The organism is Pseudoduganella sp. R-32, from assembly GCF_049913245.1.
Taxonomy (GTDB): Bacteria; Pseudomonadota; Gammaproteobacteria; order Burkholderiales; family Burkholderiaceae_D; genus Rugamonas.
This window is the reverse complement of sequence record NZ_CP183987.1, coordinates 4,211,167-4,230,136: the sequence shown is the minus strand read 5'-3', so window position 1 is coordinate 4,230,136 and position 18,970 is coordinate 4,211,167. Positions and strand designations below refer to the sequence as shown.

Annotated in this window: 16 protein-coding genes; 10 read left to right on the top strand and 6 right to left on the bottom strand. The window is 63.5% G+C overall.

Going from position 1 to position 18,970, the window contains the following annotated elements; all coding sequences use genetic code 11:
* Positions 1-85 precede the first annotated feature (85 nt).
* Positions 86-685: a methyl-accepting chemotaxis protein gene (locus tag ACN9MU_RS19135; RefSeq protein WP_426318263.1), complete on the bottom strand. Its 600-nt coding sequence runs from the start codon at positions 683-685 to the stop codon at positions 86-88.
* Positions 649-2,040, bottom strand: a complete 1,392-nt coding sequence (locus ACN9MU_RS19130; protein WP_426343298.1) for a HAMP domain-containing protein — start codon at positions 2,038-2,040, stop codon at positions 649-651. Before ACN9MU_RS19130 ends, ACN9MU_RS19135 begins: the two co-directional genes overlap by 37 nt.
* A gap of 108 nt (positions 2,041-2,148) precedes the next feature.
* On the opposite strand from ACN9MU_RS19130, the gene ACN9MU_RS19125 reads away from it, so the two are divergent.
* From ACN9MU_RS19125 to ACN9MU_RS19080, 10 genes are all read left to right on the top strand, one after another.
* A complete protein-coding gene (locus tag ACN9MU_RS19125; RefSeq protein WP_426161982.1) occupies positions 2,149-2,820 on the top strand; it encodes a response regulator transcription factor in 672 nt (223 codons plus the stop codon).
* A gap of 5 nt (positions 2,821-2,825) precedes the next feature.
* Positions 2,826-4,166 carry a sensor histidine kinase gene (locus ACN9MU_RS19120; protein WP_426161981.1) on the top strand — a complete coding sequence of 447 codons (1,341 nt, stop codon included), beginning with the start codon at positions 2,826-2,828 and terminating at the stop codon, positions 4,164-4,166.
* Positions 4,167-4,262: 96 nt separating this feature from the next.
* Positions 4,263-4,721 (top strand): type IV pilin protein, encoded by a 459-nt coding sequence (locus tag ACN9MU_RS19115; protein WP_426161980.1) that lies wholly within the window; start codon positions 4,263-4,265, stop codon positions 4,719-4,721.
* A complete protein-coding gene (locus ACN9MU_RS19110; RefSeq protein WP_426161979.1) occupies positions 4,715-5,311 on the top strand; it encodes a GspH/FimT family pseudopilin in 597 nt (198 codons plus the stop codon). Before ACN9MU_RS19115 ends, ACN9MU_RS19110 begins: the two co-directional genes overlap by 7 nt.
* Positions 5,312-5,321: 10 nt before the next feature.
* A complete protein-coding gene (locus ACN9MU_RS19105) occupies positions 5,322-5,711 on the top strand; it encodes a type IV pilus modification PilV family protein (protein WP_426318260.1) in 390 nt (129 codons plus the stop codon).
* Positions 5,712-5,726: 15 nt separating this feature from the next.
* Positions 5,727-6,833 (top strand): PilW family protein, encoded by a 1,107-nt coding sequence (locus tag ACN9MU_RS19100; RefSeq protein WP_426161977.1) that lies wholly within the window; start codon positions 5,727-5,729, stop codon positions 6,831-6,833.
* A gap of 4 nt (positions 6,834-6,837) precedes the next feature.
* Positions 6,838-7,479 (top strand): pilus assembly PilX family protein, encoded by a 642-nt coding sequence (locus ACN9MU_RS19095; protein WP_426343297.1) that lies wholly within the window; start codon positions 6,838-6,840, stop codon positions 7,477-7,479.
* A gap of 15 nt (positions 7,480-7,494) precedes the next feature.
* Positions 7,495-11,127 carry a pilus assembly protein gene (locus tag ACN9MU_RS19090; RefSeq protein WP_426161975.1) on the top strand — a complete coding sequence of 1,211 codons (3,633 nt, stop codon included), beginning with the start codon at positions 7,495-7,497 and terminating at the stop codon, positions 11,125-11,127.
* Positions 11,128-11,137: 10 nt separating this feature from the next.
* A complete protein-coding gene (locus ACN9MU_RS19085; protein WP_426343296.1) occupies positions 11,138-11,725 on the top strand; it encodes a hypothetical protein in 588 nt (195 codons plus the stop codon).
* 56 nt (positions 11,726-11,781) lie between these two features.
* Positions 11,782-13,413: a peptide chain release factor 3 gene (locus tag ACN9MU_RS19080; RefSeq protein ID WP_426318256.1), complete on the top strand. Its 1,632-nt coding sequence runs from the start codon at positions 11,782-11,784 to the stop codon at positions 13,411-13,413.
* Positions 13,414-13,478: 65 nt separating this feature from the next.
* Here ACN9MU_RS19080 and ACN9MU_RS19075 read toward each other — a convergent pair whose 3' ends face one another.
* The 4 genes from ACN9MU_RS19075 to ACN9MU_RS19060 form a co-directional block, all read right to left on the bottom strand.
* The gene (locus tag ACN9MU_RS19075; RefSeq protein WP_426161971.1) at positions 13,479-15,368 is read right to left on the bottom strand and encodes a putative bifunctional diguanylate cyclase/phosphodiesterase; all 1,890 of its coding nucleotides are present in this window, start codon (positions 15,366-15,368) and stop codon (positions 13,479-13,481) included.
* Positions 15,365-15,904, bottom strand: a complete 540-nt coding sequence (locus tag ACN9MU_RS19070) for a YfiR family protein (RefSeq protein ID WP_426318255.1) — start codon at positions 15,902-15,904, stop codon at positions 15,365-15,367. Before ACN9MU_RS19070 ends, ACN9MU_RS19075 begins: the two co-directional genes overlap by 4 nt.
* Positions 15,904-17,868, bottom strand: coding sequence for a TonB-dependent receptor plug domain-containing protein (locus tag ACN9MU_RS19065; protein ID WP_426318254.1), 1,965 nt, complete (start codon positions 17,866-17,868; stop codon positions 15,904-15,906). Before ACN9MU_RS19065 ends, ACN9MU_RS19070 begins: the two co-directional genes overlap by 1 nt.
* Before the next feature lie 97 nt (positions 17,869-17,965).
* The gene (locus tag ACN9MU_RS19060) at positions 17,966-18,868 is read right to left on the bottom strand and encodes a GlxA family transcriptional regulator (RefSeq protein WP_426343295.1); all 903 of its coding nucleotides are present in this window, start codon (positions 18,866-18,868) and stop codon (positions 17,966-17,968) included.
* Positions 18,869-18,970: the final 102 nt, after the last annotated feature.

The window sequence follows — 18,970 nt, the reverse complement described above, 5'->3', positions numbered from 1 at the left end:
CTTTAATTTTCTATGTGAGAGATGAACATAAGACCTGTTACCTCCGTCATGTAGGCTGGCAACATGGCAGTTTGTCAGGCTAGTCCTACAACATTGTAATTTTGGCTGGCGCACTGTTGAAAATCCTGCTTGCAGGGCCGAGGCGGAACTGTCCAAGGGCTTCGTGCAGGATGGCAGTTTCCGCGTGGACACGGCTGGCGCTTTCCGAGGCCTGGACCACCAGGGCGGCATTCTGCCGGGTCATGTCGTCAATACGGTGGAGCGCGCCATTGATGCGCGCGATCTCGCTGCGCTGACCCGCTTCGGCTTCTGTAATCCGGGTAATAACGTGCTCCATGCTGCGCACGGAAGCCACAACCTGGCTCATGGTGGCACCGGCGGCATCGACCTGGACGTTGCCGCTTTCGACCTTGCTGACCGAATCGCCGATCAGTTGCTTGATCTCCAGCGCAGCGGCCGCCGAATGTTGGGCCAGGCTGCGCACTTCGGTGGCCACCACGGCGAAGCCGCGCCCATGGTTTCCGGCCCGGGCCGCTTCCATGGCGGCGTTCAGCGCCAGGATATTGGTCTGGAACGCTATGCCGTCGATAACCCCGATAATGTCGGCAATGCGATCCGAACTGCTGCGAATTGCTGCTATTGTGTCGACTACGGCTCCGACGCTGGCGCCGCCGCGCAGGGCCACGACGGCCGCCTGCCGCACCAGTTGGCGGCCGTCGTCGGCGGGCGCTGTTGCGGCGCACGGCGAATGACGGTGACGTGCAGGGCTTCTGCCTGGGTGCTGGTAGATCCGTGCAGTGCCGTGCTGCCGCTGGCCAGTTCGTCGGCGGCGCTGGCAATGCGCGCGGCGCCGCTGCGGATATCGGCGACCAGGCTTTCCAGTGCTGCCGTCATGCCGCTGAAGGCGTTTGCCAGCGCGCCGATTTCATCATGCGCCGGGGAGCTGATGCGAACGCTCAGGTCGCCCGCCGCGGCGGCGCGCACGGCATGGTTGAGTTGGCGAATGTCGCGCGTGAAGGAGGCATAGAAGCCGGCGCCCAGCCAGGCAGCGAGTGCGATGGAGAGCAGGACCACGGCGCCGACGGCGTTGCGGCGCAGGCGGTCTTGCGCAGCGCGTTCGGCCAGCAAATGTTGCAGCGCATCGGCGCTGCTGCCGGACAGCGCGTGCAAAGCCGCGGCCGCTTGTTGGCCGGCGGCATTGAAGTCCTTGCCGCTGCTCTGGTTGTAGGAGTTCAGCACCTCGTTGCGGGCGCGTTCGAGGAAGGCAAGGGCGACCGGCACGGCGGCCAGGCGCGGCTGCAGGGCCGGCGCCAGCCCAGGGTGGTTGGCCAGGATGCCCTTGTATTGGCCCGGCAGGCGCTCCAGTTCATGGCGCGCCAGCATGGCGGTGGCATTCAGCATCTGGTCTTCATTGGCTTCGAACAGGCCGCTGTCGATGTAGGCGGCGCCGCGGCCGGTCATCACGGACAGGTTTTCCTCCAGGTCCGGCAGGCTCTTGAGGAAGGAGGCAATCAGGTAGGCGCTACGTACTTCCGGGTCGAGCGACAGGCGTGAACGGTCGGCAGCCTGGGCGGCAAGGGCATCGGCCAGCGCGATCAGCCTGCTGTGCGCGGCAAAGCTGGCGCGTGCATCCAGGCCGGCCTGGCGCTGCTGCAGTTGCTGCCAGCCCTGTTCCAGCTCAGGCTGCGCGGGCAGGCCGGACAGCGTGCCGATGGCAAGCGGGCGCAGGCCCTGCAGCGCGGACGTGGCAGCCTGTCCTGCGGCGGCTATCGCGCGCGCGCCGTCTTGCTGCCTGGCGGCCAGGCGCAGGTGTTCCAGGTTGCGCTTTTCCTGCAGGCGGCGGCGCAGCTCGTGCAATTGGCGGACATAGGCCAGGCCCTGGCGCTCCTGGATGGTGAAGGACACCGATTTGTGCAATTCGGCCACCAGCAGGCCCGAGGCAAGCAGCAGCGGCAGCAGGAAAACCAGGGAGACGAGGGCGAACTTGGGCAATAGTCGCAGCCTCTGCATGAGGGCGATGGCGGGGCGGACCAAGATCATGAGCGGGCTTTGGGCGAGGATTTTTGCGGCGCGATAATGATGCAAGGCAATTGTTACCTCGTGATGAATCGGGGCATAATGCGCGGTAATCAACTTATTCCACTCCCCATGCATGTAATCCTGGTAGAAGACGACGCAGTATTGGCCGACGGCGTAGTCCGGGTGTTGTCCGGCCATGGCATGAAAGTGGAACTGCTGCAAAACGGCAGCGAAGCCGATGCCATGCTGCAGCGTCCCGGCCAGGCCGACGTGCTGGTCCTTGATATCGGCCTGCCGGGCCTGGACGGCTTTGAAGTGGTGCGCCGCCTGCGCGCGCGCGGCAGCCAGCTGCCGGTGCTGTTGCTGACGGCGCGCGATGCGGTGGAAGACCGCGTGCGCGGCCTGGAGCTGGGCGCCGACGATTACCTGGTCAAGCCTTTCGCCACGCCGGAACTGGTGGCGCGCCTGCGCGCGCTGGCGCGGCGCCATGCGCCGAAGCCCAGCGTGCTGCAAATGGGCTCGCTAGTGCTGGACCTGGGCGCCAAGCGTGCCCGCGTGCGCGATACGGTGATCGACCTGTCGGTGCGCGAATGGGCGGTGCTGGAGTATCTGTTGCAGCACAGCGCGCGCGTGGTCAGCAAGCAGCAGATCATCGACGCCATCCTGCCCTGGGGGGAAGACGTGACGCCGAACGCGGTGGAAGTCTATATCTCGCGCATCCGCCAGAAGACGGCCGATGCCGGCATCAGCATCCGCACCATCCGCGGCTTCGGCTACATGCTGGAACCGGCCAATGGATAAGACTCTTGGATAGCATCCGCCTGCGCCTGCTCAAATGGCTGATCGGCCCGGTTCTCCTGCTGAACCTGGCCGGCGTTGCATTGAGCTATGCGCTGGCCTGGATCCCGGCCCAGATCGCCTTCGACCAGTCGCTCGGCGACGCCGCCGCCATGTTGGGCGCCCGCATCAGCGAACGTGAAGGGCGGCTGGTGCTCGACTTGCCGGAGGCCGCCGAGCGCGTCTTGCGCGAGGATGAGCTCGACAAGGTCTATTTTGCCTTGCGCGATGGCCAGGGCCGCCTGGTGGCCGGCGATGCCGTGCTGCCTGTCCTCCCGGCGCGTGCCGGTGCCCCTGCGGTTGACGGCGTGGTCGAGAACAACCCGGTGCGCCTGGTGGCGCTGCCGGTGCTGACCGGGCAGCAGCAGGGCATCGTGGTGGTGGCCAAGACGCTGCGCAAGCGCGGCCAGGCACGCACCGCCATCGTGCGCGCCTTGCTGCCGCTGGCGGCCGTGTTTACGCTGGCTTCGGTCGGCCTGGTCTGGTTTTCGGTCACCAATGGCCTGGCGCCCTTGCACAAGGTCAAGGCCGGCATCCAGGCGCGCAGCGCCGAAGACTTGTCGCCTATCCCGGCCGGCAGCGTGCCGCTGGAAGTGATGCCGATGGTGCACTCTTTTAATGGCTTGCTGGAGCGCGTGCGCGAAGGCGCCCAGGCGCAGCAAGACTTCCTGGCCAATGTGGCGCACCAGCTGCGGACCCCGCTGGCCGGCATGCGCACCCAGATCGAACTGCTGGCGGCGCAGGAGCGCACGCCGGCCGCGGCGTCGTCGCTGGCAATGATGCAGGCCTCGACCGAGCGCATGATCCGCCAGGTCAACCAGTTGCTGGCGCTGGCGCGCGCGGAACCTGGCCCCTTGCGCAAGACGCGCATGGAGCGCCTGTCGCTCGACCAGTTACTGGAAGAATCGATCCAGCATTTTGTCGAGCAGGCGCTGCGCAAGGAGATCGACCTCGGCTTCGACTTGCAGCCAACCAGGGTGACCGGCGACCGCTTCATGTTGCGGGACCTGGTCGACAACCTGGTCGACAATGCCATCCGCTACACGCCGCCCAAGGGGGCCGTCACGGTGAGCTGCTTCCCGCACCTGGGCGGCGGCATGCTGACGGTGGAAGACTCCGGTCCGGGCATTCCGCAGGCCAAGCGCGCCGCAGTCTTCCAGCGCTTCCAGCGCCTGGATGAAAAGACCAATGGCAGCGGTATCGGCCTGGCCATCGTCCGCGATATTGCCACTGCCCATGGCGCCAGTGTTGCCATCGACACCCCCGCCAGCGGGCAGGGTGCACTGTTTTCCGTGTATTTTCCCTCCTAAAACCGCTGCTGTCAGGTATTTGTCAGGTTTTCCTCAGGGAAATGCAAGCTTGCTTGTCTAGACTTGCACTATCAAATACCAGCTTTGGAGAAATACATGGAACAGCAGCAGTCCGGTGCATCCCGCCAGGCGGGCTTCACGCTGATTGAAATGATGGTGACCGTGGCAATTATCGCCATCCTCGCCGCGGTGGCGATCCCAGCCTACGGCGATTACATCAAGACCGGCCGCCTGCCGCAGGCGTCCAATAACCTGGCCAGCATGCGCGCCAAGCTGGAGCAGTATTTCCAGGACAATCGCAGCTATGACGGCGCCTGCGTCGCCGGCACCATCGCCGCGCTGCCTCCTGCCGACGACTTTGTCTACACCTGTCCGACGCTGACGGCGACGACCTACGTGGTCAAGGCCGAAGGCCAGGGCAAGATGGCCGGCTTCACCTTCACGATCGACCAGTCGAACAACAAGAAGACGACGGCGCTGCCAAGCGGCTGGGGCTCGGCGTCGGAATCTGCGCCGATTACCTGCTGGGTGCGCAAAAAGGGTGGCACATGCTAGCGCGCCGCCAACAGGGCGCGACCCTGATCGAGCTGATGGTCGGCGTGACCGTCCTGGCGGTGCTGCTGGCCATGGGCGTGCCGGCGTTTTCAGCCTGGATGCAGGATGCCCAGAACCGCGCCGCCGCCGAATCGATCGTGAACGGCTTGCAGACCGCGCGTGCCGAGGCGGTGCGGCGCAATTCGGTCGTGCGTTTCACCCTGACCGGCGCGGAAGGCCAGGTGGGCTGGACTGTCGGCTGCCCGACCGTGACCACCACCTGCCCGGCAGATATCCAGACCCGTTCGGCGGGTGAAAGCAGCAAGCTGGTCAAGGTGACGGTCAGCGCCGATCCGATCCCGGTGCCGGCTCCGGCCGGCTATTTCACGGCGCAGATCAGCGATGCGGGGGCACTGCCGGCCGAGATCAATTTCGACGGCTTGGGCCGCGTGTATACGCCACCGGCCGGCACCTTGTTCAACCGCGCCGACGTGACCAGCACGGCCAGTGCCAGCGCGCGCCGCTATGTGGTGGTGGTATCGAGCGGCGGCCAGATCCGCATGTGCGATCCGAAAATGTCCTATGCCACCGATCCGCGTGGCTGCAGCTAAGGAGAATCCCATGAAGTCTCAACGCACATTGCGGAAACAGGGGGGCATAGCGCTGGTGGAGGCCTTGGTCGCCATCGTGATTTTTGCGTTCGGCGTGCTGGCCATCGTCGGCTTGCAGGCCGCTTCGGTGCGCCAGGTGAGCGACGCCAAGTACCGCATCGACGCTGCCAATGTGATCAGCCAGTCGCTGGGTGCGATGTGGGCCGACCGCGAGCGCATCCAGCTGCATGCCGTCAGGGACCAGGCCGTCAGCTCTTTGCCGAACGGGAAACTGACGGTCGTGGTGCCCGGCCCGTGGACTGCGGAAGTCGGTGTCACGGTCACGGTGACCGTGACTTGGCAAGTGCCGGGCGAGAGCGCCGTTCATACACAGACCAGCGTGCAATTCATCGCTGGTTAGAAAAGGAATAATCCAATGCACGACAAGCAAAACGGTTTCGGCCTGGTCGAGATCATGGTGGGCCTGGGCGTCGGCATGCTGGCCATGGTGGTCGTGATGCAGGTGTTCAGCCAGGCGGAAGGACAGAAGCGCACCACCACCGGCGGCGCCGATGCGCAGAGCAACGGCGCGATCGCCCTGTCCATGATCGAACGCGATGGCAAGATGGCAGGCTGGGGCATGGCCAATTCGATGTTCTCCGACTGCAATACCACCTACTCCTATTGCGACGGCGACCTGAGCTGTGGTGGCTCGGCTGGGCCGATCACCGGGCTGTCGATGGCGCCGGTGGCCATCACCGACGGCGGCAACGGGCCCGACAGCTTCCTGGTGCAGTATTTCGCCAACCCGCGCGAAGGTTCGTTCCGCTATCCATCCAATACGGAACTGCGCAGCAATATGCCGCAGCCATCGTCGGAGCTGAATGTCGGCAACACGGCCGGCTGCCGGGAAGGCGACCTGATCCTGGTGCAGCAGGCGGGCAAGTGCACGCTGATGCAGGCGACCCAGATCCAGGACCAGGCCTTGAAGATCCAGCATAACCCTGGCGCCAGCGGTCATTACAACCCGCCGGCCAATTACCAGAACGCCAACAACTGGCCCGCTTATACCAAGCCTGCGAAGCTGTCCTGTTTCACGGCCCCACCGGGCGGCGCCCTGTTCCAGCGTTCCTATAGCGTGAACAACCTGCACCAGCTGCTGCGTTCGGACAATTCGGCCAGCCCGGCGATCGTCAACGACGTCGTGGCGCCCGAGATCGTCGACATGCAGCTGGAGTACGGGATCTCGACGGCCACCGAGTCGTGGGTCAGCGCCTGGACCCCTGCTACCGGCACCTGGGCCAACCCCTCGGCCGCTGATATCAAGCTGGTCAAGGCGGTGCGCATCGCCCTGGTCGCGCGCAGCGTGCAGTACGAGAAACCGGAACCCAACCAGCAATGCGCAACCACGACCAGCGACATGGTCAGCAAGTGGTCGAGCTGGGCAACGTTCAATACCAGCGGCTATCCGGCCGACTGGAAGTGCTACCGCTACAAAGTGTTCGAGACGATTGTGCCATTGCGCAATGTCATTTGGGGATAAGACGATGAAACACAGCAAACGAGCCGGCGCAGTCCGGCAAGCCTGGCAGCAGGGCGTCATCCTGCCCATCACCCTGATCGTGCTGGTGGCCATGACGCTGGCCGGCATCGCGCTGCTGCGTTCGGTTGATACCTCGGCCGTGATCGCGGGCAACCTGGCCTTCAAGCAAAGCGCCACCGCCAGCGGCGATGCCGGCGTGGAAGCGGGCATCGCCTGGCTGATCCAGACCGCACCAAGCGGCTCCCTCGACCAGGACATGCCGGGCAGCGGCTATTACGCCACCCGCCAGGATGCTCTCGACCTGACCGGCAACAAGCGTGATTCCGAAGGTGCTGGCACAGCGGATGACGACCTGAATTGGGACAATGCCGCAGCCGTGGTCAAGCTGGGCGCCGATGCGGCCGGCAACCAGGTGGCTTATGTCATCCACCGCATGTGCGATAACGCCGGCCCGCTGGACGCGCGCACCTGCTCCACGCAGCAGACCTTCAGTAAGGGCTATGACGAAGGTGCGCAGGGCGCGATGGAGGGCTACCGCCCACCCAAATTCGACAGCTCGGCCACCCGGGCTTTCTACCGTATTACGGCACGGGTATCCGGGCCGAAGAACACCACCAGCTACGTTCAGGCTGTGGTCTCAATCTAACGCAGGAGAATTCAGATGGACTGGACCAATGTCCCACCGCCGGGCCTGCGTGCCTTGCTCGCATCGCTCGGCCTGAGCCTGGCGCTGGCTGCCCAGCCAGTGTCCGCCGCCCCGACCGAGCTGGCCGATATCCCGCTGGCCAACGCGTCGACCGCCCCGATCTTACCCAACATTATGTTGGACCTCGACAATTCCGGCAGCATGGCGTGGAGCTATATGCCCGACTACGTGCGCTACACTTCGCTGGGCAACTTCGGCACCATGTGCCGTGGGCCTAACAAGAACAACACCCTGGTGGTGTGCGAGCCTGGCGACCCGCCATTCTTTGCCAGCGCCTTTAACGGGCTGTATTACAACCCGGCGATCCGCTACATGTGGCCGACCAAGGCCGACGGCACACGCCTGGCCGACCACAAGGGGAATACCTCCTATGCGGCGTCGTGGACTGCCGTGCCGAGCGACGGCTATGGCGTGCAGTTGATCGACGATACCAGCGCCGAGCAGCCTGACACTACGCCGTGCAAGGGGGTGGTGTCCGGTGGTAACTGTCCGCGCCTGTCAAATACTGCCGTGACCAACCTGGTGACCGGCTACCCGGAGCGCATGTGGTGCAGTCACACCTATGATGTGCCGCCGAGCGCGAATTGCAAGCAGGCAGTGGAGAACGGCAGCTATTCGTATCCGGATAACACCTACAAGTACCTGTATGCGAAGGACGGCGCGCCTTTCTACTACAACGTGAGCGTTGAGTGGTGCAAGACTGCGGATAGCGCGCCCAACCAGAATTTCGGCAAGGCAGGCAGCTGCCAGGCCAAGAAGACGGACACCTACAAGTACGTGCGCTACTCCAACTGGTCGCGCGTCGACATTACGCCGTCCACGAAGTTCCCGGCCAAGGCAGCAGGACGCACCGATTGCGCAGGAAACATCTGCACCTATCAGGAGGAGATGGCGAACTTCGCGACCTGGTACGCCTGGTACCGCACGCGTACCCAGATGACCAAGAGCGCGATCGGCCAGGCATTCAAGGATGTGCGCGGCACCCCGGTTGCCACCGACCCCGACGATTCGGCCTACCTGCACGCACGCATTGGCTTGACCACCATTAACAATCCCATCGCACTGGATATCGCCAACTTCGACGCTGCACAGAAGGAGAAGTTCTATACCGATCTGTACAGCTTCGATCCGCTTGGCGGCACGCCATTGCGCAATTCGCTTGATTCGCTGGGCAAGATGTACAAGGGCACCAGCACGCGTTACAAGGACCCGGTGCAGTATTCCTGCCAGAAGAACTTTACTATCCTGGCGACGGACGGTTACTGGAACGACAGCTATAACGGCGTGGCCGACACCGACGGCGCTGCGGGGGTGACGCTGCCATCGCGCGACGCCCTGCAAACACCCAATACGCTGGCGGACGTGGCCTATTACTACTACCATAACGACCTGCGCACATCCTGCAGCTCGAGCGATGTCTGCACCAATAACGTTGCGCCATCGGGCGCAAATGCGGATGTGGATGACGTGGCGCAACACCAGCACATGACCACGTTCACCATCGGCCTCGGGGTCGACGGCACCCTGACTTACGATCCCAACTACAAGACCAGCAACAGCGGGGATTACTTCAATATCAAGCAGGGCGTGACCAAATGGCCAGCCCCGAGCGGCAATGCACCCGAAACCATTGATGATCTGTGGCACGCTGCCGTCAATGGCCGCGGCACCTATTTCAGCACCAAGGACCCGGCGGCGCTGGAAGGCGGCTTGCGCAAGGCGCTGCGCAGCATTGACAGCGTGACCGGCAACGGTGCGGCGGCGGCGACCAGCGCGCTGCAGCCAACTGCCGGCGACAATTTCATCTATGTGGCGACGTACCGCACCGTGAAGTGGGACGGCGACGTGAGCGGCTATTCCCTTGACCTGTCGACCGGTGCAGTGTCGAAGGATCCCTTCTGGCAAGCGGAGCCGCTGCTGCGCAACAAGATCGCCGCGACCGGCGATAGCGATACGCGCGTGATCTACACCGCCGACGGCACCACCCGTACCTTGTTTAGCACGGGCAAGGGCGGCCTGACGGCAGCCCAGCTGGCGCTGTTCGACACCAACAGGCTGAGCCAGGCCAGCACCTGGTCCAGCACGCAGAAGACCGCTGCCACCGCAGCCTCGCTGGTGAACTACCTGCGCGGGCAAGACCGCAATGAAGACCAGGAGCGCGTGCTGACGTACGGCGCTTACGAGCGCCTGTACCGCGACCGCGAGAAAGCGCTGGGCGATATCGTCCATGCGCAGCCGATCTATGTGAAAGCGCCGCCGTTCAATTTCGATGACGATGGCTATCAGGAATTCAAGGCTGCCAAGGCAGACCGCCTGCCGACGCTATACACCTCGGCCAACGATGGCATGCTGCATGCCTTCGACGGCGAATCCGGCCAGGAACGCTGGGCCTACGTGCCGCCGATGGTCTTGCCGAATATGTGGCGCCTGGCCGATGCCAATTATGGCAGCCAGCACCGCTACTACCTGGACGGCCCGCTGGCCATGAGCGATGCGAAGATCAACGGCAGCTGGAAAACGGTGCTGATAGGCGCCATGGGCAAGGGCGGCCGCGGCTACTTCGCGCTGGATGTGACTGACCCTACCGATCCGCGCCCGCTGTGGAACTACACGGCAGACGATAATCCGAAAATGGGTTACAGCTTCGGCACGGCCTTCATCACCAAGATGGCCGATGGCCGCTGGGTGGCCGTGCTGCCATCGGGCTACAACAACGTGCCGGAAGGTACCAAGTATGCCGGCGGCGACGGCGGCGGCTACGTATTCGTGCTCGACCTCGCCAGTGGCTCGCTGTTGAAAACCATTGCGACCGGCGTTGGCAGCAACGTAAACCCAAGCGGCCTGGGTCGCATCAACGTGCGCTCGCCTGACTTCACGACCAATAACACGGCAGTCGGCGCCTACGGCGGCGACCTGACTGGCGCCATGTGGCGCTTCGACCTGGAAAAGGGCACGGCCAGCAAGCTGGCCGATTTCCCGGGCAAGCCGATCATGGTTGCACCGGTTATCGGCCAGATCCAGGACAAGCTGGCGATCTTCTATGGTACCGGCCGCTACCTGGGGCAGAGCGACCTGGACGATGTTGACACCCAGACCATCTACGGCATCAAGGACGATGGCGTTACCACGGTAAATGCCGGCAGCCCGCTGGTGGCGCAAACGGTCACGACCAGCGGCACAGCGCGCAACATCAGCCGCGATGCGGTTGAATGGTCCAGCAAGATGGGCTGGTATGTGGACTTGCCGGATACCGGTGAGCGCATCACGCTCTCGCCGCAATTGTTCCTTGGCACGCTGATTTTCGCGTCCACGGTGCCATCGGTGTCGGCCTGCCAGCCAGGCGGCTACAGCTGGCTGTACCAGCTCGATTACAAGACCGGCGGCAACGTCCAGGTGAACGTGGCGGGCGGCTTGAAGTATGCCTCGCCGATTGTCGGTAACAGCGTGGTCAAGCTGCCGAACGGCACCCCGATGATCTATCCGGTTGGTGCGTCGAACGGCATGGGCGTGCCGCAGGTATTGCGTGTCGGTCCTGGCGATCCGAGCGACGCGAAGATCCGCGTCCTGTGGCGCGAGATTTCGGACTGACGGAACTGTAATGGAAGCCCGTCTGCGGCCCTGGCTGGCGCTGGCAATATCGGCGCTGGCGCATGTGGCCCTCGCCCTGTTCCTGGTCGGCCAGGCCAGCCGCGTCGCCGGCGAAGGCGGCAGTTCGGCTTCGCCTGGGCCAGCCATGATGGTGCGCCTGGTCGGTGCGGCACTGCCGGCGCCGGACAAGGCTCCGCTGCCCGTTGCGCAGCCACCGGCCGCGGTGCCGATGCTTCCCATGCAGCCGGTGCAGGCGCAGGCTGCGGCGGGCACGGACGGCGTCGCCGGGGCGGCCGAACGGCACTACTTCGGCGCCGACGCGATGACCTGCCAACCGGAAGTAGCCGAGGGGCTGGTGGCGGGCAGGTTGCTGGTGGTGCCGGGGATTACCCCCCAGTCCGTGGCCTTGCAGGTCTGGATCAGCGATGACGGCGCGGTCGAACGCGTCGCCCTCGATTCGCCGATGTCGGAGAAAGAAGAGCAACTGCTGCTGGCGGCTTTCGCCAGCGTCAGGTTCCAGCCGGGCCGGATCGGCCGCATCGCCGTACGTAGCCACCTGGCGCTGGAAGTCATGCTCGATTATGCCGTCCGGCTGTGAGGGGAGTGGTGGTAAAATAGCGGGTTTTCCGTCTGCGCCAACCCCTGGCTGCCATCATGTCTGACGATATCCAAATTCAAAGCTCGAGCAAGACCCCTGCGCTGATTGCACGCGAGGTTGCCCGCCGCCGTACTTTCGGCATTATTTCCCACCCCGACGCGGGTAAAACCACCTTGACCGAGAAGCTGCTGCTGTTCTCGGGCGCGATCCAGATGGCCGGTACCGTCAAGGCCCGCAAGAGCGGCCGCCATGCCACCTCCGACTGGATGGAAATCGAGAAGCAGCGCGGCATTTCCGTGGCGTCCTCGGTGATGCAGTTCGAGTTCCGCGACCACATCATCAACTTGCTCGACACGCCGGGCCACCAGGACTTTTCCGAAGATACCTATCGCGTGCTGACCGCGGTCGACTCGGGCCTGATGGTGATCGACGCGGCCAAGGGCGTGGAAGCGCAGACCATCAAGCTGCTTGACGTTTGCCGCATGCGCAATACGCCGATCGTCACCTTCATGAACAAGCTGGATCGCGAATGCCGCGATCCGCTCGAGTTGCTCGATGAAGTGGAATCGGTGCTGAAGATCCAGTGCGCGCCGGTGACCTGGCCGATCGGCATGGGCAAGAACTTCCGCGGTGTCTACCACCTGATCAACGACGAGATCCTGCTGTTCCGCGCCGGCGAAGAGAGCGTGCAAAGCTTCGAGGTGATCAAGGGTATCGACAATCCGCGCCTGCAGGAGATGTTCCCCCTGGAGATGGACCAGCTGCGCATGGAAGTGGAGCTGGTGCACGGCGCCTCGCACCCGTTCAGCCTGCAAGATTTCCTGGCTGGCAAGCAGACCCCGGTCTTCTTCGGCTCCGCGATCAACAACTTCGGCGTGCGCGAGATCCTGTCCGCGCTGGTCGACTGGGCGCCTGCGCCGGAATCGCGCGATGCGTCGGTGCGTACCGTGCAGCCGACCGAGGAGAAGTTTTCCGGCTTCGTGTTCAAGATCCAGGCTAATATGGACCCGGCGCACCGCGACCGTATCGCCTTCCTGCGCGTTTGCTCCGGCCGATTCGAGCGCGGCATGAAGGTCAAGCACCTGCGCCTGAACCGCGAGGTGAAGGTGTCGTCCGTGGTCACGTTCATGGCCTCGTCGCGCGAGCAGGTGGAAGAGGCTTACGCCGGCGACATCATCGGCTTGCCGAACCACGGCAATATGCAGATCGGGGATTCCTTCTCTGAAGGCGAGATGCTGCAGTTCACCGGCATTCCGTACTTTGCGCCGGACTTCTTCCGCCAGGTGCGCATCCGTAACCCGCTGAAGATCAAGCAGCTGCAGAAAGGCTTGCAGCAGCTGGGTGAAGAGGGCGCTGTGCAGGTGTTCAAGCCGGTGCAGGGCGGTGAGGTGGTACTGGGCGCGGTCGGCGTGCTGCAGTTCGAAGTGGTGGCTTCGCGCCTGATGAATGAGTACGGCGTGGATGCGGTGTTCGAGAGCACCTCGATTTCGACTGCGCGCTGGGTTTCCAGCGATGACAAGAAGGCGCTGGCCGATTTCGAAGCGGCGCTCGGTCATAACGTGGCGTATGACGCGGCGGGCAACCTGGCTTACCTGGCTACTTCCGGCGTCAACCTGCGCCTGACCCAGGAGCGCTGGCCGAAGCTGACCTTCCACGCGACGCGCGAGCACGCGACCAAGCTGGATTAAACCGGCAAACCAGGGTCAGACCCAAGGGTCTGACCCTATGGGTCGGACCCAGGTTTACCGGTTTTTCAGGCAGCCCACAGCCGCCGCTCCCGCAGCAAAGCCTCCAACTGCTCCGCCGGCATTGGCCGCGCAAAGTAATACCCCTGCATCACATCGCACCCGGCATCCGACAGGAACGCCACCTGCTCCTCGGTTTCCACGCCTTCCGCCACCACGGTCATGTTCAGCGAATGCGCCATCGCAATGATCGCCTTCGCGATCGCCGCGCCATCACCAGGCACCGCATGGATAAAGCTGCGGTCGATCTTGAGCTGGTCGATCGGGAAGCGCTTCAAATAGGCCATCGAGGAATACCCGGTCCCGAAGTCGTCGATGGAAAGATGGATGCCTGCCGCCTGTATCTTGTGCAGCAAGGCGATATTGGCATTCACGTTCTCCATCAGCACGCCCTCGGTAATCTCCAGTTCCAGCAGGCGGGGCGGCAAACCCGTCTCCATCAGCAATCCCTGCACCTCGTACATCAGCTGCGCATCCTTGGTCTGGCACGCCGAAACATTCACCGCCACGTGCTCGATGTCCTCCATCAGTCCCGCCTTGCGCCAGGTCGCCGCCTGGCGGATCGCGGTCTGCAGCACCCAGCGGCCCAACGGCACGATCACGCCGCTTTCCTCCGCCACCGGAATGAACTCCGCCGGGCTTACCATGCCGCCCAATGCTTCGCAGTGCCAGCGTACCAGCACCTCCATGCCGCGCATGCGCCCGGTGCGCGTGTCTATCTGCGGCTGGTAGTGCAAGGACAGCTCATGATTTTGCAAAGCCTTGCGCAGGTTGGCTTCCAGCGCCAGGCGCTTGCTGGCCCGCTGCGCCATCTCCGCATGGAAGACTTCATAGGCATTCTTGCCCTTGTTCTTGGCGTGGTACATGGCAATGTCGGCGCAGCGCACCACGGCCGCCGCGTCGGGAGCATCCTGCGGATAGACGCTGACGCCAATACTCGCGCTGACGAAGAGCTGGTGGGTTTCGACCATGAACGGGTCGGCCAGTGCACGCAGGATCTTGCGCGCCACCTGGTCCGGTTCCGCGTCATCCTCTGCCGGCTCGACGATCACCACGAACTCATCGCCGCCGATACGGCAGATGACATCCGTGCTGCGCAGGGTTTGCCCCAGGCGCTCCGCCACCTGGCGCAACAGCATGTCGCCGATGTCGTGGCCCAGCGTATCGTTGACGATCTTGAAGTTGTCGAGATCGAGCAGCAGCATGCTGACGCTGGTCTCCTGGCGGTCCGCTCGCTTCAGCGCGTGTGCCAGCCGGTCGTTGAAGGCGTTTCGGTTGGGCAGGCAAGTGACCGGATCGACGTGCGCCAGCAAGTGCAGGTTCTGCTCGGCCAGTGCCACCGCCGCGCGCATACGCCGCACCAGCAACCACGCCAGTGCAAACGAACCCAGGGTCGCGAACGCTGTAAAGGTGGCAAAAGCCAGCGAACGCCGGTAAAGCGGCAGCAGGGTGGCCCGGATGGAGACGCTGCCAATCAGCTTATGGTCGACGCTGATCGGTTCCTGCACCTCAATATAGTCCATGCCGTATTCGTGCAGCGACTGGCCGGTCTCGCTGATCGCAAGTTCGGGCACCGGTGCGTTATTACGGCGGAACTGGGCCAGCGGCGTGCTGCCGACGATGATATTCGCGCTTTGTACGTCGGGTGATGCCGACAGGCCGCTGAGGATCTCTTCCGCCGCACGGGCATCGCTGAAGAGGAGGGCGGCCGTGCTGTTGTTGCCAACGATGCGGGCCTGCACCTGCATATCGCGCAGGAGGGTACTGCGCAAGGCCATGAACTGGAATACCACCATCAGCATGCCGGCCAGGCACAGGGCGGCACCCGCCGCCAGCATGGTGGAACGCACTACCTTGCTGCCAATCGGCAGCAGCGCGGTTTTGGCGCGCGACTTCATTGCACACTCCTTGCCAGCCGCAATAGCTTGGAACTGAGGGTCAGGCGCGCCTGGCGCACAGGCACCAGGTCCACGTCGAAGCCCACGCGGCGATTGTCGATACCAAAAGAAATCATGGCGCCGTTGGCGCCAATGATCCTGTCATCCGCAACCGTCAGCACGCTGCTGGTCGCCAGGTCATTCTTGAGCAGGGACCACCGTTCGCGGTCCCGTGCATCCAGCACCAGAAGGTGGCAGGCCGCCAGCTGCGCGCCGCCCGGCGATGCAGGCAGCGTGCGCACTGAAACACGGTGCCCGTTGACCTGCTTTTCCTGCAGCCCGGTCAACGCGGCCAGCAAGGCGTTGCCCTGGAAGACGCACAGGCGCAACGGCGCGCTGGCGGGCAGGGTGTCCGCAGGCCATTCGGTAAACAGGGCGAAATTGTACAGGATGGCCGCCTTCAGTTCCGCCTCGTCTGCGCCCGCAGGAAGCTGGGCGCGCGCGTATTCGCTCGCGGTGACCAGCAGAAGCAGCAGGGCGAAGAGTTGGCGCATCATCAGTAGGCCGCCTTCAGCCTGAGATAGACGCGGCGGCCGTCTTGCTCGATGGAGTGCTGCAGCAGTCCCAGCGAAGACGGATCCGCATAGCGCCGGTCGAACAGGTTTTGTACGCCAAGCGAGGCGTCGAAGTGGCGGGTCAGCCCGATGGTGAAGAAGTTGATGTTGGCAAGCACGAAGCCTGCCGTCTCGCCGCCATCGAGCAGCCTGCGCGCGCCCATGTACTGGCCCTCGACACCGACATGCCAGACGCCGGCCAGCCGCCCAGTGGCATTGAACTTGGCCAGCCAGCGCGGTGAATTGACCTCGCTGATGCCGCCCGTGACGGTCTGGCGCGAAATACTGCTTCGCAGCCTCGCACCGTTCCTGAAGGAGCGTTCATATTCAAGTTCGATACCGCGCGCACGCGCCCGGCCCAGGTTGCGGAAGATCGGCAAGCCGAATTCCTCGTCCTCGACTTCGGTTACCAGGCCGGAAGCCTCATTGGCATAAGCGCTCAGCGTGAAGCGCGCGTTGGCGCCCAATTGCCGGACCAAGGAGAGTTCATGGCTGCGAATGCGCTCGCGGCCAAGATCGGGGTTTGCCAATTGACCGCCTTCGGTGTCGATACCGTAGAACAGTTCATAGCTGTTAGGCGTGCGGAATGCGCTGCCATAGATGGCTTTGACCGTTGTTTCCGGCGACAGTTCGGCAATCAGGGCCAGGCGCGGATTGAATACGCCGCCAGTGCTGGTTTCACGGTCGTAGCGCAGGCCGGCGTTGAGCAGGATGCCTTTGGCCAGCGTGATTTCATCCTGCATATAGATGCCGAAACGCTTGCTTTGTGAGCGGTCATTCAGGTAGCTGACGAAAGGCTCGGTGTCGAAGTTCTGCTGCAGCACATCGTGGTTGTACTGGTAATCCGCACCGACGACCAGCTTGTGGGATTCGAGCAGCTGCAGGAAAAGGTTGACGTCCGCTCCCCACCACTTGGCGCGGGTCCGGTCCATGTTGATGGTGCCGAAGGGTTCTTGGTTGACGAAGTGCCCGTCATAAAGATACTCGGAATGGTAAAGGCGGGCCGAAAGCTCACCGTGCATCGGCAGCATCGTAGTGCGATAGCCGACTTCCGCCATCCGCAATTCGTCGACCGTCAGTCCGCCCGCGACGTCGAATGGCTGGCCGTAAGAAGCCGTAGGCATGCCCTTGGTCCGCTTGCCGTCGATCAGGGTCAGGGACCATGCACCAACCTGGCCGCGCGCAAAGAAGCGCGAGTAACGTTCCCAATCCAGCCCGTGCGCGGTACCGCCGAATTCGGGGAAGTAGAGGTCACGGCCATCACTGAGGCCACGGTTTGCTGCCAGCAGCAATTCGGCATCGCCGTTGCGCCAGCCGTAGCTTGCGCTGCCGGAGCGAGTGCCGGCCTGGCCAGCTTCCAGCGTGGCGCGCGTCCCCTCGATGTCGGGCGCGCGGCGGGTGATCACATTGATCACGCCGAAGAATGCGTTGGTGCCGTAGATCGACGATCCCGGCCCCGGCACAAATTCGATGCGATCGACCAGTTCAAGATCAAGCGGGAATTCAGCGCCAAGCTGCGCCTGGTCGAAAACCGGATCGTTGATGCGCGTGCCATCAATTTGCAGAAGGAAGCGCGTATTCAGGTCGCCCGGCCGCAAGAAGCCACGCGCCCCGAGATAGCTGTAGCTGCGGTCGTTGCTGGTGTACAGCCCGCGAATACTGCGCAACGCATCGGCGAGCGTGCGCCAGCCGTAGGCACGGATGTCGGCCGAAGTAAGGACGGTTACATTCGAAGGAGCTTGCGTCGCTTTTTGGTTAAAGCGGGAGGCGCTAAAGACCTCCATCGACATCAATTGCTCAAGCGGCAAGGTGGTCAAGTCGGCATCTTGCGCGCATGCGTTTGCCGCCGCGAGCAGCAAGACTGCCAGCGGCCTGGTGCGCAGGCCTTGCAGTGCTGTGATTCTCATCCCGATGGTTTGTTTTCTAGGTGTGTTCACATGGTGGCATTGCCCTGCGGGAATGTACAGTGCAACGGGCACCATCAGCACTGATAAACAACATCCGTTAATTGCCGAGCAACGTTCGCCAGGCACTGGGCGCCTGGCCCGTCACCTGCTTGAACGCGCGGCGGAAAACGGCCTCGTCGCTGAAACCGGTTTCAATCGCAACGCGTCGCAAACCAGCGCTTGGTTTTGCCAACAGGCGCTTGGCCTGCTCGATTCGGCATCGAAGAATGTACTGCACCGGCGTGACGCCGAGCGCCGCGCCGAAACGCCGCGCCAGGTTGCGCTGGCTCATGGCGATATGGCGCGCCACGTCGTCGGGTGTGATGCCAGCGCAGCTATGTTGTTCAATATACCGTTGCGCGGCCTGGATGCGGACATCGCCGTGTTCATGGTGCCCGCTAGCCAGGCCGACATCTGCCAACTGGCGCGCCGAGTTGGCATAGCGGGCAAACTTCAGCGCAGCTTTCTCGCCATGGAAACGCTTTACCAAGTGGGCGCAAGCGTCGATGGTTGGCGTGATGCTGGCCGCTGTAATCAGTCTGCCGTCGACCACGAGCGGCGATTGCGGCGTCAGGCGCACCGCCGGCCGCGAGGCAGCGATCAGGCGCCGGTCCGCCAGGTTGCACGTGGCATCACGCCCATCGAGCAAGCCAGTTGCCGCCAGCAATCGCACGCCACTGGCCGAAGCGAGGACGCAGCCGCCTGCTTCGTAGTGCCTGACGATCCAGCGCAGTAGGGAAGGGCTGGTTGGCACGTCGCCGTAGAAGGAGGGCAGCACCAGAACGCCGGCTATTTTGGCATTGCGCAAGCTGCGCTCCGGTAGCAGTGGCGGCCCCGTGAAGGAACGGACTGGCTGCAAGGTAGGACCGACGAGAGCCACATCGAACATCGCGGCGGCATGCAAATCGACCTGACGCGCGTTCAACGTCCCTGCGACCGCGAGCAACTCGCGAATTAGCATGACGCCGCCAGCCCAGCAGTTGTGGTCGATGTAGATGCTTGTCGGTGTGGCGGAAAAAGTGCGGTGCATGACGAATAATGTACCATGATCTGCTGCGTGCAG